This window comes from Gilliamella sp. B2717, assembly GCF_026536675.1.
In the GTDB taxonomy this organism is placed as follows: Bacteria; Pseudomonadota; Gammaproteobacteria; order Enterobacterales; family Orbaceae; genus Gilliamella; species Gilliamella apicola_I.
Genome location: NZ_JAFNNQ010000002.1, coordinates 209490 through 227489, shown reverse-complemented (window position 1 = coordinate 227489; position 18000 = coordinate 209490). Strand labels below are relative to the sequence as shown.

The window sequence follows — 18000 nt, the reverse complement described above, 5'->3', positions numbered from 1 at the left end:
TCAGAATCTTATCCTCGGCGTGCGTCCATTAGGATTGAATAATGCGCCATTGTCACTACCAATAATGACGACTTCCCCTTCTTTAAGTCCGGATTTGATTTCCACATTAATATTATTATTGATACCTAAACTGACTTCTCGTTCTTCAGCATTATTTTGTTGGTTAAGTACATAGACAATTGCTTTATTATCTGCCAAATTTTTTTGGATTGCTTGAGATGGGATTGCCAATACATCTTTTGCTTCAGATAAAACAATATAAACTTGGGCTGTCATCGAAATTCGTAAAATATGATCAGGATTATCAACATCGAATAATCCATTATAGTAAATTGCTGTTTTGGTGGTGGATGACGAAGAACTTAAACTTGATGAACTTTCCGTATTAATCGAATCTGGCGCAGGTTCAATGGCGCGTAATGTTAAACCGTCAAAACGTCTATTAGGTTCGCCTAATATGGTGAAATAGACGGGCATTCCTTTTTTTACATTAATGACATCCGCTTCCGAAATTTGTGCTTCAACGGTCATCTTATCCAATTGTGCAACTTTCACAATGGTTGGTGCACTTTGCACAGAGTTAACGGTTTGACCTTGATCAACGGGTATAGCGACAATTACGCCATCAATAGGTGATCGTATTTTGGTATAACCAAGATTCACTTTGGCTGTATCAACAGCGACTTGTGCACTGATGATATTTGCATCTAAGGCAGCGATATCGGCTTTGATTGCATCGAGATCGGCTTTGGCTGAATCTAAATCGGATTGAACGCCGACACCTTTATTGACGAGTTTTAATTGGCGATTATAAGTCAGTTGGTAATTAATTAAGTTGGCTTGTTTTGATTTACGTTGTGCTTCAAGGCTACTAAGCGAAGCTTCGGCTTGTTTCAAATCATTGCTTTGTTTTAAGTCATCAATTTCAGCAATCATGTCTCCTTGTTTAACTTGATCACCTAATTCAACATATAACTTTTTGATCTGACCCGAAACCTGCGCACCCACGCTGACTTGCTTGAAGGCGCTAATTGTTCCATCAGCCAGTACCGTTTTTTCAATATTAACTTTAGTCACGGGTGAGGTAATATAATTCACTGGCGATTGTGACGGAAAAACGATCAGCTTGATAATATAGAGAAGCACAAACAGAAAAATAGCAATCACTATATTTTTGAATTTAATTAACTTTAACAATATCTTTTCATCCTTTTATTCTATTCTTTAATCGTTTTAGCATTGTAGCGTAATAATATAAATGTTATTGATAACTATTCTTAATAAATTGTAATTATTATGAAAATAATACAGGCTAAATTATCTAATTTATATTGAAATATTTCAATAAATTCAAACTTATTTGGTCTATCACGAATATGATAGCTGTATTCTTTTTTAGAAATTAGGAAGGATTGCGCTATAATGGCGCAAATTTTTTGGAGATGATAAAGTTAATTGAGCAATGGCATTAAAAATAACCAGTAAATGTATTAATTGTGATATGTGTGAGCCTGAATGTCCTAACGAGGCTATCTCTATGGGGTTTGATACTTATGAAATCGATCCCAACAAATGTACTGAATGTGTCGGTTATTATGATCATTCAACTTGTCAGCGTGTTTGCCCCATTCAAAATGCTATTATTGCTGATCCTGAGCATGTCGAGACCCATGAACAGCTATTGGCAAAATTTGAGCAACTAAAACACACAAATTAACCCGTTAGTTTGTTTTTACTTCAATACGCAATTCTTTTGGAATTTCAAAGGTAATATTTTCTAAAATCCCGTCTGTTTCGATCAGTGATGTGCAACCCAAACTTTTCAAATGTTCAATAACCTGTTGCACTAAAATATCGGGCGCAGATGCGCCTGCTGTTACGCCCACCGTGCGAGCATTAGTTAACCATTCTTGCTCAATATCGGTGGCATAATCAATCAAATAGGCATTTTTACTGTTGCGTCTGGCAAGTTCAGCTAATCGGTTGGAATTGGATGAATTTTTTGAACCGACGACAAGTATCACATCTGCTTGGGATGAAAGTTGTTTTACGGCTTGTTGTCGATTGGTTGTGGCATAACAAATATCATTTTTACGCGGGCTACGGATTTTAGGAAATCGTACTTTTAAGGCAGCAATGATTTCCGCCGTATCTTCCACTGATAAGGTTGTTTGAGTGGTAAAGCATAGGTGATCTTCGTTTTTGACTTGTAATGTTTGAACATCATTTATCGATTCAATCAAATAAATACCACCATTAGGATTATTGTATTGACCTAATGTACCATCCACTTCAATATGCCCGGCATGACCGATTAAGACCACTTCTTCACCACGATAACTGGATCTTGCCACTTCCATATGAACTTTAGTCACTAATGGGCAAGTTGCATCAAAGATACGAAGTTTTCGTTTTTTTGCTTCTTCACGCACCGCTTTAGATACACCATGCGCAGAAAAGATAAGAATACTATCGTCAGGGACTTCGTCAATTTGTTCAATAAAAATTGCGCCTAGCTCTTTCAAGTTGTTAACCACATAGCGGTTATGCACCACTTCATGGCGAACATAAACAGGTGCACCAAAGAGTTCAAGTGCGCGTTCAACGATCGTGATAGCTCGATCAACACCAGCACAAAAACCTCGAGGGTTAGCTAAAATAATTTGCATGTTATTCGGTCTTTTGGGGTTTTTTATAACTACTTAGAATAAATAATCCAATACCGATACAAATCGCACAATCAGCAATATTAAAGGTTGGGTAGTGCCAGCTACCGAAATTTACATCTAGAAAATCAACCACAAATCCATGATAAAGGCGGTCAAATAGGTTGCCTAAAGCACCACCTAATATAAGTGATAGTGAAAAATTTTCTAATTTTTGCTGTCGTTTGTTACGATAAAGCATATACACAATGGCACCACTAATGAGTAAAGCAACGGCTGCAAGCATCCAACGTTGACCTTCAAAAATACTAAATGCAGCGCCAATATTTTGTACATAAGTAATCGAGAAGAAAGGCAACACGTTGATTGATTCATAAAGGTTGAATTTAGTTAGGATCCAAAATTTACTAGCAATATCAACAAAGAACACAATTGTGCTAATAATTAACCAGTAAAGTCCATTCTCTTTTTTCATAAAGTTCATGCTCATGATGATATTTCGCCGACTGTTGTCGGCGCTTAATGTAATAAGTGGCTATAAGCTATTGTCTTATAGCCGTGTTTATCTGTCATTCTATTGCTAGGCGAAATGTCTAACTTCACCCTTACCATGAATGTTTTCTTCACAGCGTTTACATAAATGTGTTGTTGGTTCATTATCAATGGTGTAATGCCAACAGCGAGGACACTTATCGCCTTGCGCTTTAGTGAGCTCGATTTTAAGGCCGGCTATATCACTTTGTACTGCCTGTTGTGGCGCACTGTCTAGTGGTTTCACGCTGGCTTGTGACGTGAGTAGTACAAAGCGTAATTCGTTCTCTAATTTAGCGAGTGCTGTGGCAATCTGATCGTCTGCATAAAGGGTAACAGCAGCTTCAAGAGAACCGCCAATCACTTTATCGTTACGACCTTGTTCTAGCACTTTGTTTACTTCGCTACGAATTGCTAGAATTTGCGCCCAATACTCACTATTTAATGTTTCATTATCGGATAAACTAAATAGTTCGTTATACCATTCATCTTCAAATACAAATTCTGATTTTTCGGCTGAAGGTAAATATTGCCAAATTTCATCAGCGGTAAAAGATAGTACCGGCGCTATCCAACGTACCATTGCTTGAGCAATATGATATAACGCAGTTTGGCAACTATGACGAGCAACGCTATCACTTTTGGCGGTGTACTGACGATCTTTAATAATATCTAAATAGAATGATCCCATTTCGATTGAACAGAATTGCATAATACGTTGTACGACTTTATGGAAATCATAACTTTCGTAAGCTTGGATAATTTGATCTTGTGCCTCTTTTGCCATGCTGACCGCCCAGCGATCCAGTACCACCATATCTTCAGGTTTGATCATGTCTTTAGCTGGATTAAAGCCGTTTAAGTTAGCCAGTAAAAAGCGAGCTGTATTACGAATACGACGGTAACTATCCGCTGCACGTTTGATGATTTCGTCAGAATAGCTCATTTCACCCGAATAATCAGTCGAAGCAATCCATAAACGTAGAATATCCGCTCCGAGTTTACCCATAACTTCTTGTGGGGTAACGATATTGCCTAACGATTTAGACATTTTTCGACCTTGACCGTCAACCACAAAACCATGCGTTAACACTTGCTTATAAGGGGCTTTGTTATCAATCGCTGTTGATAGCATTAATGATGACATAAACCAACCACGATGTTGATCTGAACCTTCTAAATACATGTCAGCTTCGTGCCCTTCAAACTCAGGGCGTACACCGACTACCGAAAAGAAAGTTGATCCTGAATCAAACCAGACATCAAGGGTATCTGGCACTTTGCGATAATCGTCTGCATCGGGGCCAAGCAAATCTTTGATATCTGCATCCCACCACGCTTGGATACCGTGTTGTTCAACTAATTTAGCGACTTTTTCAACCAGTGCTAGGGTATCGGGGTGTAGCTCTTCGGTCTCTTTGTGGACAAATAACGTCATCGGTACGCCCCATGTGCGTTGACGAGAGATACACCAGTCAGGGCGATTAGCAACCATTGTCTCAATTCGTGCTTGTCCCCAATCCGGAATCCAGCGAACTTGTTTAATTTCTTTTAATGATTGGGCACGTAAACCTTGTTTATCCATGCTAATAAACCATTGCGGTGTTGCACGATAAATAACCGGTGTTTTGTGACGCCAACAACATGGATAGCTATGTTCAATATTTTCAAAATGAAGTAGCGCATTGTGGTCTTTTAATATGTCGATCACAACTTTATTCGCTTTAAATACAAATAAGCCATCTAAACCTGCACCTGTGCCCGGTAAATAGCACCCATTGCCACCAACAGGGTTAGCAACTTCAAGCCCATATTTTTGACCAACTAAAAAGTCTTCCGCACCATGACCGGGCGCAGTGTGCACCGCACCGGTACCCGCATCAACCGTAACGTGTTCACCAAGTACAATGGGTTCATCAAAATCAAGGAAAGGGTGCTTAAAGCGTAATAGCTCAAGCGCATCACCTTTACAGCTGCCAAGAATTTTCCATTCTGAAATTTCGGCACGTTTCATGACGGATTCGACCAGATCAGTGGCTAAAATTAAGCATTCTTTATCGTTTATTTGTACCAGTTGATATTCAAACTCAGCATTTAAGGCAATACCTCGGCTAGCGGGTAATGTCCAAGGTGTTGTCGTCCAAATCACGGCATAAATAGTTAAATCGGTATGAACGCCAAATTTACTCGCAACAGCTTGGTTATCCACCGCTTTAAATTTTACATCTATAGCGGGTGAAGATTTATCATAATATTCTACTTCTGCTTCTGCTAACGAAGACATACAATCTGTACACCAGTAAACAGGTTTTGCCCCTTTGACTAAATGCCCGTTTTTGATGACTTTGCCTAACGCTCGAATAATGTTCGCTTCCGTATCGTAATTCATTGTGCGGTAGGGATTTTGCCAATCACCCAATACACCCATACGTATAAAATCAGCTTTTTGTAGTTCAACTTGAGAAGCAGCATAGTCACGGCAAATTTGACGAAACTCAGCCGGTGTCACTTTTACGCCTGGTTTGCCAACTTGTTCTTCAACTTTTTGTTCGATTGGCAGACCATGACAGTCCCACCCTGGAATATATGGGGAATCATAACCGCTTAAACCTTTTGATTTAATGATAATATCTTTGATAATTTTATTAACTGCATGACCAATATGAAGTTTGCCGTTTGCATAAGGAGGGCCATCATGCAAAATAAAGGCTTTTTTCCCTTTTTTTACTTGGCGGATTTTGCGATAAAGTTCTTTATCGTACCAGTTTTGCAACATTGCCGGTTCACGTTTGGCAAGATCACCTCGCATTGGGAAACCGGTTTCCGGTAAATTCAATGTATTTTTATAATCTGTCATGCTGATTTATTCCAGTTAATTTTGTTGATACTACTTTCTTAATTGGTTAATTGTGCACTGATCTTTTTCGCAGTGCAAACATCTTGTGTAATTTGTTCTTTTAACGCTGTTATAGAGTCAAATTTTTTCTCGTCTCGTAATTTTTCGAGGAAGGTGACGTCTAAATATTGTCCATAAATATCACCCGAAAAGTCAAATAGATTCACTTCTAAAATGGCTTTTTTTCCTTGAATAGTTGGTCTTATACCAATATTAGCAATGCCATAATAAGATTGTTGGCTACAACAATTTTTGACGTTAACTAAATAGACACCGTGTAAGGCTGGTTTTTTGCGGTGTAGTTGAATATTTGCCGTAGGAAAACCTAATTGCCTTGCTAATGCATTGCCATGAATAACACGCCCTTGAATGCTATACGGACGCCCTAATAGGCAACGAGCTAATTCAAAATCATTGTTGAGTAAAGCTTTACGCACCGCGGTACTACTAATTCGTAACTGATTCCAAACGTAGGTTGGCATGCTTTCGACAGTAAAATCATTTTTTTGTGCATAGTGTTCAAGAAGATGAATATCCCCTTTACGTTCAAACCCAAACCGAAAATCATCACCAATAATAATATATTTGGCCCGTAACTGATTTATCAACCACGCTTGAATAAAGTCATCAGCAGACATTTTGGCAAAGGTTTGAGTAAACGGAACAGCAATAATATAGTCGATACCGAGTTTTTCAATAAAAATCACTTTTTCTTGAAATGAGGTTAATCGGGAAGGGGCATTTTCCGAACAAAAAAACTCTAACGGTTGCGGTTCAAATAGCATAACCACGGTTGGTAGATTTAATTTTTTACCTTGGGTGATTAAATGGTTAATTAATTGCTGATGTCCTAAATGTATGCCATCAAAATTGCCCAATGTCAGTACGCACTGGGAAAATTGATTTTTTAAATTAGCAATACCGCGAATGATCTTCATGAAAATGTGTTATTTAACTGTGTAATTTAACTCAAGTAGCCGAGAATTATACCAATCTTTCTTGAAGATGCACGTAATATAAAGCTGATTTTCGGTTGTTTTGTATTTGAGTTTTAAGTTTTGATTATTGTTAAATATTCAATTCCCATACGATTGTTACAAAAATCCGCTGAATTTAGGTTTACGTCAATTTTGATTGTTACCAAAAAATCCGACAATAAGCCAGCTCATTTGCCCGTTTTTTATATTCAGCTTGTTGCGCTTTAGGAATAAAAAAACGGTTTTTTTCTATCTCTTCGCACTCTTTTACATCACGTTTAATTTGTTCTGCTTCTTCTTTTGAAATTCGAAAGAAAACTGTATTAAATATACCGATTTTTGAATAGTTATCACCATGAAAAGTCACTCTGTTTTCTAAACCAAAATTTCTTTCTGATGGATAAGCGAGTCCATCGAAATTGTCTTGGGGTTTTGTGACTTTTCGCATCGCAATGGTTTGATCATTACCATAAACATAGTTTTCATTGATAAAGTAATTATCCCCTTGTTTACTTATTTCAACAAGATTGGCATAGGTTGCAGTATATTTAAAATCGGGACCACCTTCTACCCAAAAACCAATAAATTTATCGTTATTATTAAAATTATCAGATTCCTGTTCAGAGCATGCTGTTATAAATAATACCATAAAAATGAGTGATAAAAATTTCATTGAATATCCTTATATTAATAGTGATGTAATGCTCTTAAAAATTCTTGTCTGGTACTTGGATTGGTTTTAAATCCACCACCCAGCGCGGTCGTGGTTGTCATACTGCTTGAATCTTTAATGCCTCTGGCTTTCACACAATAGTGAGTCGCATCGATTGAGACCGCCACATTTACCGTGCCAAGTAAGGTTTGAAGGGCAACAAGTATTTGTTGAGTTAATCTTTCTTGTACTTGTGGTCGCTGTGAAAAAAATTCAACAATTCGATTAATTTTGGATAAGCCAATAACTTTATCTTTAGGGATATAAGAGACAGTGGCTTTGCCGTCAATGGTGACAAAATGGTGTTCGCAGACACTGGTTAAGGTAATATCACGAACGGTGATCATCTCGTCGACTTGCATTTTATTTTCAATGAGTGTGATTTTGGGAAAATTTTCATAATAGAGTCCAGAAAAAATCTCATCAACATACATTTTAGAGACACGATGTGGTGTTTCGGCAAGACTGTCATCAGTAAGATCCAACTCCATTAATTTCATGATCTCACGAAAATGTTCTTCGATTTTTGCCTTGCGCTCACTATTATCCATTGCTAAACGACAAGAAGGGGTTTCAAGATTTTTAGCTGCCAGTGCATCTTTAACTTTTTGTGCAGCAAGACTTAACTGTGTCATTAATCGTATACTCAGGTTAAAAAAGATACAGTATTATATAATACTCATTTTGCAATATACAGTTTTTTAAGTTAAAACTTTCTATTAAAACATTGTGTAAATATGAAAGATTTTTACATTTTATTGTTGTAGATAATAAGAATATTGTTGTTAATTGGGGTATACTGTTAACCATTATAGCGAATAACCTTTGGGTAATACTAATGCCAAATAAAACACCAATTATCCTAATTGATGGATCTTCTTATCTCTATCGTGCTTTTTTTGCATGTCCGCCGTTAACCAATGCCAAAGGTGAGCCAACAGGGGCTATTTTTGGTGTCATCAATATGATCCGTAGTCTGATTAATCAGTACAATCCGACACATATTGCTGTTGTTTTCGATGCTAAAGGCGGCTCTTTCCGTAACGAAATCTATAGTGAGTATAAAGCCACACGTGAGGCAATGCCGGAAAATCTTCGTCCGCAAATTGAACCGATTCACACTATTTTAAAAGCTATGGGGCTGCCTTTACTCTGTATTGAAGGTGTGGAAGCGGATGATGTGATTGGTACACTGGCAAGGCAGGCTGAAAAAGAGAATCTGGACGTTTTAATCAGTACCGGTGATAAAGATATGGCACAGCTTGTCAGTGATAAAATTACCCTGATTAATACCATGAATAATACGGTGCTTGATCCGAAAGGCGTGATGGAAAAATTTGGTGTGCCACCCGAAAAGATTATTGATTATTTAGCATTAAGAGGCGATTCGTCTGATAATATCCCAGGGGTTCCGGGAGTAGGTGAAAAGACGGCCCAAAGTTTATTAACTGAATTTAACAGTGTTAAAGATATCTATCAACGTTTAGATGATATTGAAAAATTATCAATCCGTGGCGCAAAATCGTTAAAACAAAAATTGATTGATAATCAGAAAGAAGCCGAATTGTCTTATTTGCTGGCAACGATTAAAACCGATGTGCAATTAGATTTTACTAATGAACAGCTCATGTCGAGCGATATGGATGTTAATGCATTAAACGAATTATTTGCTTATTATGGCTTTCATCGTTGGCAAAAAGAGTTGATATCGGGCAGTTTTTTAAAAAATCAAAAAGCATCAGCGGTCAATGTGAACCAGAATATGCCGTTATTGGCGCAAGAACATTCATCTGCCAAAAATAAGCAGACTGATTATCAATGCATTTTGACTGATAAACAATTAGAACAGTGGGTAACCAAATTATCCCAAAGTCAACAATTTGCCTTCGATACTGAAACGGATAATGTCGATCATGTGCATGCTAAATTAGTCGGGATTTCGCTCAGTATCACGCCGCATGAAGCTGCTTATATTCCACTTGCTCATCAATATCTTGGTGTTCCCGAGCAGTTACCGCTTGATAGCGTGTTGGCGAAATTAAAGCCAGTGCTAGAAAATCCGAAGATTAAAAAAATCGCGCAAAATGCTAAATTTGATTACAGCGTACTGGCTAACTATGGTATTAAAGTACAAGGTATTGCCTTTGATACCATGCTTGAATCGTATGTACTAAATAGTACAGAAAGACACGATATGGATAGTATGGCTAGTCGTTATTTGAATCATAAAACCATCACTTATAATGAGCTAACCAAGCAGGATAAAAAACAAGTAACTATTGATGCTATTGATGTTGAAAAAACGACACAATACGCAGCAGAAGATGCAGATATCACGTTACAATTACATGAAAAACTGTGGCCAGAGTTAGAAAAAGATTCAAAATTAACTAAACTGTTTACTGATATTGAAATGCCTTTAGCCATTGTGTTGGCTGAAATGGAAAGAACAGGGGTATTGGTTGATGCTAAACAGTTAAATGATTATTCCCATGAACTTGCCAAACAGTTAATGGCGACGGAAGCCGAACTTCAATCATTGGCCGGTGAAAAATTTAATCCTGCTTCGCCAAAGCAGATTCAAGCAATTTTATTTGATAAGCATCAATTGCCCGTATTGAAAAAGACGCCAAAAGGTGATCCGTCAACCAGTGAAGATGTGTTGAGTGAATTGGCTAATGAGTACGAATTACCGCGTATGATTCTATTTTATCGAGGACTGGCCAAGCTTAAAAATACCTATACAGATAAATTACCTTTAATGATTAGTCCAATCGATCATCGTATTCATACAAATTACAATCAAATTGGGACAGTAACAGGACGTTTATCTTCCAATGATCCAAATTTGCAAAATATTCCGGTACGCAATGAAGAAGGGCGTCGAATCCGCCAGGCATTTATTGCACCAGAAGGGTATAAGATTATTTCTGCTGACTATTCACAAATTGAATTACGCATCATGGCACATCTATCGCAAGATAAAAGTTTACTCAACGCGTTTGCCCATGACAAAGATATCCACCGAGTGACGGCGAGTGAAGTGTTAAGTAAACCTGAATCAGATGTGACGTCGGAAGAACGTAGACGCGCTAAAGCGGTCAATTTTGGTTTGATTTATGGAATGAGTGCTTTTGGTTTATCAAAACAAATCAATATTCCTCGAAAAGAGGCGCAATTTTATATCGATCGCTATTTTGAACGTTATCCGGGGGTACAAACTTACATGGAAGAGACGCGTCAATTGGCAGCACAGCAAGGTTATGTCGAAACCTTATCTGGTCGACGTTTATATCTGCCTAAAATCACCTCGACTAACGGCATAGAAAAACGAGGAGCCGAACGAGCAGCAATTAATGCGCCAATGCAAGGTACAGCGGCGGATATTATTAAAACTGCGATGATAAAAATGAGTGATTGGATTAACAATCAACCGTCTGGCAATATTAGAATGGTGATGCAAGTACACGATGAATTAGTGTTTGAAGTCAAACAAGAATTGGTTGATAAGTACAGTGCGCAAATCAAATCCATTATGGAAAATTGTTATCAATTATCTGTGCCATTAAAAGTCGATGTTGGCGTCGGTGATAATTGGGATGAAGCACACTAATTTTTCATCAGCATTAGTAAATTATAAGATGTTTACGGTTTTAGATTTAAATGCAAGCTTAAGCTTAAACATCTTGAAAATTTGTGATCGATTTTAAGGCGTGAATAGGCTATTGCTCAAACCTTTTAGCGTGTTAGAATAAGTAACGAAACTGAATTTATATCAAAATGTTATTATTCTGGTTAGTTAGTTAACCGAATTGAATAAAAGAGCGCGGTTAACGCTTTTTTCGTTTACGTGCTCTTTTTTATTATTATTAGGATTATTTCATGAAAATTAAAACCCGTTTTGCACCAAGCCCAACCGGTTATTTACATGTTGGAGGAGCACGTACTGCGCTCTATTCTTGGCTTTATACCCGTCATGCACAAGGTGCATTTGTCTTGCGTATTGAAGATACTGATCTAGAGCGTTCAACGCCAGAAGCCATTGAAGCGATCATGGAGGGAATGAATTGGTTAGAATTATCATGGGATGAAGGTCCTTATTTCCAAACTAAACGTTTTGATCGCTATAATCAAGTGATTGATGAAATGCTCGCTAAAGGAACAGCTTATCGTTGCTATTGCTCAAAAGAACGCTTAGAAAAACTGCGTGAAGAGCAGATGGCGAAAGGCGAAAAAGCCCGTTATGATGGTCATTGTCGTTGTGATGAAGTCCAAAAACAACATAACCATAGTGAACCGCATGTTGTCCGTTTTGCCAATCCGATTGACGGTGTTGTCGTATTTAACGATTTAATCCGTGGCCCTATTGAGATTGCCAATAAAGAGCTTGATGATTTAATTATTCGACGAACAGACGGTTCACCAACTTACAATTTTTGTGTTGTGGTGGATGATTGGGATATGGAAATTACGCATGTGATTCGTGGTGAAGATCATATCAATAATACACCTCGTCAGATTAATATTCTCAAAGCATTAGGCGCACCGCTTCCTGAATATGGTCATGTATCCATGATTTTAGGAGATGACGGGCAAAAATTATCTAAACGTCATGGTGCGGTGAGTGTTATGCAATACCGTGATGATGGCTACTTACCGGAAGCTTTACTCAATTATTTAGTACGCTTAGGCTGGTCACATGGTGATCAAGAGATATTCTCCGTGCCTGAAATGATTAGTTATTTTACATTAGATGCAGTAAGCAAATCTGCTAGTGCGTTTAATACTGAAAAATTATTGTGGTTAAATCATCATTATATTAATCATTTAGATGCTGATTATGTCGCTCAACATTTAGTTTGGCATATGAATCATCAAGGCTATGATTTAACACAAGGCCCGGATTTAATCACAATTATTAAATTGTTTGGTGAACGTTGTAAAACACTTAAAGAAATGGCGGAATCATGTCGTTATTGTTATCAAGATTTTGATGATTTTGATGCTGATGCGGCTAAAAAACATTTGCGCCCCGTAGCTAAAGAGCCGTTAGAACTCATCAAAGCTAAAATTGGTGCAATTGCTGATTTTGACTGGCAAATTGATAAAATTCATCATGCTATTGAAGCCACGGCGACTGAACTTGATGTTGGAATGGGTAAAGTGGGGATGCCATTGCGTGTTGCAGTAACAGGAATTGGGCAATCGCCATCCGTGGATGCAACGGTATTTGCCATTGGAAAAAAACGAACATTATCTAGAATTGATAAAGCATTAGCTTATATCGCACAGCGAGAACAGTCACCAGCGTAATATTATTGCATTGCCGAGCAACACTCGGCAATAAACCTTGCTAAGTAGAGAGTTTATTTATGGCTCGCTTGAAAAAACGCTATTGGTTTTCATTTATTTTTATGCTGATTATTTCATTGCTAGGTCTGTTTGGATGGCATTATTGGTTGTCTTTTAAGCAAAAAAATCAGTTAACCTTAGATTGGCATGGCTTTAATATTAGTTTGGATGGGCTATCATTTGATACTTTTACCGTTTCTCAGCAATCACAATTATCCTTAACGGCAAAAAATTTGCATGTTTCGTGGTCAAATCTATCAGCAGAAAATGTAGATATCTATTGGCAGCCCGTTAATGCTAAAGTAGAGAATATTAGCGATCATGGAGTTGATGGCGAGGCTGATCATCTTGATCGATCTGAATTTGATACCTCATCTTTTTCATCAATGTTGTATTGGTTACCTAAAGCTATTCATATTCATTCGTTGCGTTTTTATCAAAACAAAGTGCCTTTGTTTGATATCAAGCTAGATATGAATAAACAGCCACAAGCTATACAGCTTGAGTTATCCACCAATACCCAATATGCTGCAAAGTTATCGACTGTTTTACAATTTAATGAAGCCGATTCCCGTATTGAGATTCAACATGGCATGTTAACGACCTCATTAGCTCAATTTGGCATACAAAATGGCGATTTATCCTTACCGTTTAAAGGATCGATAACTCAAAAACAGCTTACTCTAACCAATTTGAATGATGCGTCATTTAGCTTAAAAAAAGCGAATGTTTCGGAAGATTTCATTATTAATGATCTAAGAGGAAATATCCGCTTTCAAGTTCAGTCACTGCTTCCATTTCAATTGAATCAAACCTCAGCGACAGGTCAATTAACGATTAGTGAGTTTAATGGTCTTTATAAAAATAGTGAGATTAAATCGGCAACAGGTAATATTTATCTTTCGGTTAACAACAATAATTTTACGCTTTCCACATCTGATTTACATATCCAAGAAATCAATCTTGGCATCGGTTTTGAAAAAGTTAATGTTGCTGGCGCTTATTCATCAACTTTAACTGCTCCGACAAGAGGCATCATTACGTGGAAAAAATTACAAGCGAGGCTATTTTCTGGTCAGCTGTTTGTTGATAAAGGAAAATTGAATTTAACCAGATTGCCTCAACAAATTAATGTCAGACTAAAACAAATACAGTTAAAAGATGTGTTAGCCAAATATCCGGTTGAAGGGCTTGCCGGTAATGGGGCGATAGATGGCATCTTACCAATTACATTAAGCGAAGTTAAAAACAACAATGAGCTATCATATAAGTTGGTAATTAAAAATGGTCAACTAGTTTCAACTAATCAGGGTGAATTACAGTTTGAAAATTCAGCGCTAAAAGATTATGTAAAAAATAATCCAAATATGAAAATACTCACTGATATTCTTAAAAATTTTCATTATACTAAGCTATCGAGTAAAGTTGATTACGCTAATGATATTGCTAAGTTAGGTCTGACTATTCAAGGAAATAATTTAGATGTGCAAAATGGTAAAGCGGTGAATTTAAATATCACGCTTGAAGAAAATATCGCTAAATTAATGACCAGTTTACTCTTATCAGACCAAATTAGTGAACCGATTCGTAAACGAATTGAAGCACGATTGAAAAAAAATCATGATAAATGAAAGAGGCTATTTTTATGATACGGAATGTGATTGCAGTCATGGTAGTGAGTAGCGTATTAATGGGATGCTCACCGACGGTTAGAGTTCAGGCTCCCAATGAACCAATAAACATAAATCTAAATGTTAAAATAGACCATGAAATCAACATAAAGGTTGATAAAGCGTTAGACAATGTAATTAATAAATCTGGTTTATATTAATTATTTATTGAAGATTCACGATTATATTTTGGTTGGCGTTGTCAAAAGTGAATTAAAAGTGTAAATCACTTTGGCGTTAATGAAATATAAAGTATTTATTAAAGGGGTTATTATGACTATTTATAAAAAGTTAACGATTGCATTATTAACAGCAACTTTATCTTTACCCGTGTTTGCATTAAATTTAGATCAAGCGATTAACGCATTAAGTCAAGCAAAAGCGAGTGGTTTAGTGGGCGAACAAGAGGATGGTTATTTAGGTGTAGTTAAAAACGAAAGCAATGCAAGTGAAATAGCGCAACTCATTAATCAAGCGCGTAAACAAGAATATCAAAAAGTTTCTGCTGAAAGTAACGTTCCTTTGAACGAAGTTGAAGTGAGAGCGGGAACAAAAGCTCAGGAAAAAACACCTGCTGGACAATTTATAAAACAACAAGGTCAATGGAAAAGAAAGTGATGATGTTATAAAGTCGTTAAGTTCTTTTTGCAACGATAGGAAAAGTATCACGACTTGGGACTTTAATTGTTTATAAATAGTGTGTATGCTGTCTACCTTTATTATTTGCGCTTTAAGCTGGGTAAGAATAAAGGGCAAAGTAATTTAAAATAAAAAAATTTTTTCAAATTTTCATATAGTTATTTTTACGTACAAATAGTATCGCGTTTGCGATTTTAAGTGGAGAAAATCAATGTGTTCGATTTTAGGTATTCTTGATATTAAATCAGATCCGGAACAACTACGAACAAAAGCATTAGAACTATCAAGTCTACAGCGTCATCGTGGGCCGGATTGGTCTGGTATTTTTGCTTCTGATAAAGCAATTCTTGCTCATGAACGTTTATCAATTGTAGATGTTAATACAGGATCTCAACCGCTTTATAATAAAGATAAAACTCTCGTTTTAGCGGTGAATGGCGAAATTTATAATCATCAAGAACTCCGAAATCAGTACAAAGATCGCTATGAATTCCAAACAGGTTCTGACTGTGAAGTTATCTTAGCGCTCTATCAAGAAAAAGGAATTGATTGTCTTGATGAACTACAAGGTATGTTTGCCTTTATTCTTTATGATATTAATAAAGGTACTTACTTTATTGGTCGTGATCACATTGGTATTATCCCAATGTATATGGGTCACGACGAAAATGGTACATTCTATGTCGCCTCTGAGATGAAAGCGTTAGTACCCGTTTGTAAAACGATTGAAGCTTTTCCTCCTGGATGCTATTTATCGAGCACTGAAGGTGAAATTAAAACCTACTATAAACGTGATTGGATGGATTACGAAAATGTCAAAGATAATAAAACAGACATTAATGCGCTTCGTATAGCATTGGAAGAGTCTGTTAAAAGCCATCTTATGTCAGATGTGCCTTATGGCGTTTTATTATCTGGTGGGCTTGATTCTTCCGTTATTTCGGCAATCACTAAAAAATTCTCAGCGCGTCGTGTTGAAGATCATGAAAAATCTGAAGCTTGGTGGCCACAATTGCATTCATTTGCAGTGGGTTTAAAAGGTGCGCCAGATCTTAAAGCAGCACAAGCGGTTGCCGATCATCTTGGTACAGTTCACCACGAAATTAACTTTACTATTCAAGAAGGTATTGATGCCATTCGTGATGTCATTTATTTTATTGAAACTTATGATGTCACAACTATCCGTGCTTCTACGCCAATGTATTTAATGGCAAGAAAAATTAAAGCAATGGGTATTAAAATGGTGTTATCTGGTGAAGGTGCTGACGAAGTATTTGGTGGTTACCTCTATTTCCATAAAGCGCCAAATGCTAAAGAGTTCCATGAAGAAACGGTGCGAAAATTAGCCGCGTTACACATGTATGATTGTGCACGTGCTAATAAAGCGATGGCGGCATGGGGCGTTGAAGCTCGTGTTCCATTCCTTGATAAGAAATTCTTAGATGTGGCAATGCGCCTTAATCCGAAAGATAAAATGTGTGGTAGTAACGGAAAAATGGAAAAACACATTGTTCGTGAAGCATTTGAATCTTATTTACCTGCGTCTGTGGTTTGGCGTCAAAAAGAGCAATTCTCTGATGGTGTTGGTTATAGTTGGATCGATACTTTAAAAGAGATCGCAGAAAGCAAAATCACGGATCAACAATTGGAAAATGCAAAATTCCGTTTCCCTTATAATACGCCAACGTCGAAAGAAGCTTACATGTACCGAGAAATTTTTGACGAGCTATTCCCGGTTGAAAGTGCAGCACATTGTGTGCCGGGTGGTCCAACTGTTGCTTGTTCTACGGCAAAAGCGATTGAATGGGATGAGTCATTCAAAAATCTTAATGATCCATCAGGCCGTGCGGCAGTAGGTGTACATAATGATGCTTATAAAAAATAAGCGTTAAATGTTGTTATTCATTGATATAAAAAAACGGGGAAATTACCCCGTTTTTTATTGCTCTCATCACTTGTTTTAATAACAGCGACAATTAGTGAGCAGCGCCTTTAGGTGCACCAATTGGTAAAATAGTGCGTCCGTATTGTTCGTTAAGTACTTCAGCCATTGCTAAATAAATCGCACTTGCACCACAAATAATCCCTTCAAAGCCTGCGATATGAATGATGCTGTGATTACCAGAAATATTACCAATTGCTAATAAAGCAAACAGGACAGTTAAACTAGCAAAAACAAATTGTAATACTCGATTACCTTTTAACGTACCGATAAACATGAATGCGGTGAAAATCCCCCATAATGCGAGGAAGATACCAACAAAGGTTGCATCGGTTGGTGCTGTTGCTGGTGAGGTTGGTAAATACCAAATGCCAACAAGCGCAATCCAAAAGAAACCATATGAAGTAAACGCTGTTGTCCCAAAAGTGTTACCTTTGCGAAATTCTAAAATTCCAGCGATCACTTGTGCTAGTCCACCATAAAAAATACCCATAGATACGATTGCTGTCATCACAGGGAAAAATCCCGCATTATGAATATTCAATAAAATGGTTGTCATACCAAATCCCATTAGTCCTAGTGGACCTGGATTTGCAAGTTTAGTTTGTTCCATAA

15 protein-coding genes are annotated in these 18000 nt (G+C 37.2%); 7 read left to right on the top strand and 8 right to left on the bottom strand.

The features are described 5' to 3' along the window. Complete coding sequence (locus J3U35_RS01085; protein WP_220216263.1) at positions 1-1197, bottom strand: efflux RND transporter periplasmic adaptor subunit; 1197 nt, start codon at positions 1195-1197, stop codon at positions 1-3. A 265-nt stretch (positions 1198-1462) separates the two neighbouring features. Between J3U35_RS01085 and J3U35_RS01080 the strand changes: the two genes are divergently transcribed. Then, complete coding sequence (locus J3U35_RS01080; protein WP_065558501.1) at positions 1463-1717, top strand: YfhL family 4Fe-4S dicluster ferredoxin; 255 nt, start codon at positions 1463-1465, stop codon at positions 1715-1717. Positions 1718-1721: 4 nt separating this feature from the next. On the opposite strand, the gene ispH is transcribed toward J3U35_RS01080, so the two are convergent. The 6 genes from ispH to folE form a co-directional block, all read right to left on the bottom strand. Continuing rightward, entirely contained in the window at positions 1722-2669 is a 948-nt protein-coding gene (ispH, locus tag J3U35_RS01075) for a 4-hydroxy-3-methylbut-2-enyl diphosphate reductase (RefSeq protein WP_267358976.1), read from the bottom strand. Between the two features lies 1 nt (position 2670). After that, entirely contained in the window at positions 2671-3141 is a 471-nt protein-coding gene (gene lspA / locus J3U35_RS01070; RefSeq protein WP_267358974.1) for a signal peptidase II, read from the bottom strand. A gap of 105 nt (positions 3142-3246) precedes the next feature. Continuing rightward, on the bottom strand, positions 3247-6054 hold the full coding sequence (ileS, locus tag J3U35_RS01065; protein ID WP_267358972.1) for an isoleucine--tRNA ligase: 2808 nt from the start codon (positions 6052-6054) through the stop codon (positions 3247-3249). Between the two features lie 38 nt (positions 6055-6092). Beyond that, on the bottom strand, positions 6093-7031 hold the full coding sequence (gene ribF, locus J3U35_RS01060; protein WP_267358970.1) for a bifunctional riboflavin kinase/FAD synthetase: 939 nt from the start codon (positions 7029-7031) through the stop codon (positions 6093-6095). Between the two features lie 199 nt (positions 7032-7230). Further along, the gene (locus J3U35_RS01055) at positions 7231-7743 is read right to left on the bottom strand and encodes a hypothetical protein (protein WP_267358968.1); all 513 of its coding nucleotides are present in this window, start codon (positions 7741-7743) and stop codon (positions 7231-7233) included. A 14-nt stretch (positions 7744-7757) separates the two neighbouring features. Beyond that, positions 7758-8417 carry a GTP cyclohydrolase I FolE gene (folE, locus tag J3U35_RS01050; protein WP_220216270.1) on the bottom strand — a complete coding sequence of 220 codons (660 nt, stop codon included), beginning with the start codon at positions 8415-8417 and terminating at the stop codon, positions 7758-7760. Between the two features lie 203 nt (positions 8418-8620). Here folE and polA point away from each other — a divergent pair, with 203 nt between their 5' ends. The 6 genes from polA (at position 8621) to asnB (ending at position 17328) form a co-directional block, all read left to right on the top strand. Further along, positions 8621-11395: a DNA polymerase I gene (polA, locus tag J3U35_RS01045; protein WP_267358966.1), complete on the top strand. Its 2775-nt coding sequence runs from the start codon at positions 8621-8623 to the stop codon at positions 11393-11395. A 269-nt stretch (positions 11396-11664) separates the two neighbouring features. After that, on the top strand, positions 11665-13095 hold the full coding sequence (gene gltX, locus J3U35_RS01040; RefSeq protein WP_065558509.1) for a glutamate--tRNA ligase: 1431 nt from the start codon (positions 11665-11667) through the stop codon (positions 13093-13095). A 59-nt stretch (positions 13096-13154) separates the two neighbouring features. Beyond that, complete coding sequence (locus tag J3U35_RS01035) at positions 13155-14765, top strand: intermembrane phospholipid transport protein YdbH family protein (protein WP_267358964.1); 1611 nt, start codon at positions 13155-13157, stop codon at positions 14763-14765. Between the two features lie 14 nt (positions 14766-14779). Next, positions 14780-14965 carry a YnbE family lipoprotein gene (locus J3U35_RS01030; protein WP_065558684.1) on the top strand — a complete coding sequence of 62 codons (186 nt, stop codon included), beginning with the start codon at positions 14780-14782 and terminating at the stop codon, positions 14963-14965. Between the two features lie 112 nt (positions 14966-15077). Continuing rightward, on the top strand, positions 15078-15422 hold the full coding sequence (locus tag J3U35_RS01025; RefSeq protein WP_267358962.1) for a YdbL family protein: 345 nt from the start codon (positions 15078-15080) through the stop codon (positions 15420-15422). A 232-nt stretch (positions 15423-15654) separates the two neighbouring features. Then, positions 15655-17328, top strand: a complete 1674-nt coding sequence (asnB, locus tag J3U35_RS01020) for an asparagine synthase B (protein ID WP_220216275.1) — start codon at positions 15655-15657, stop codon at positions 17326-17328. A gap of 91 nt (positions 17329-17419) precedes the next feature. On the opposite strand, the gene satP is transcribed toward asnB, so the two are convergent. After that, on the bottom strand, positions 17420-17998 hold the full coding sequence (gene satP / locus J3U35_RS01015) for an acetate uptake transporter (RefSeq protein ID WP_065558513.1): 579 nt from the start codon (positions 17996-17998) through the stop codon (positions 17420-17422). Positions 17999-18000: the final 2 nt, after the last annotated feature.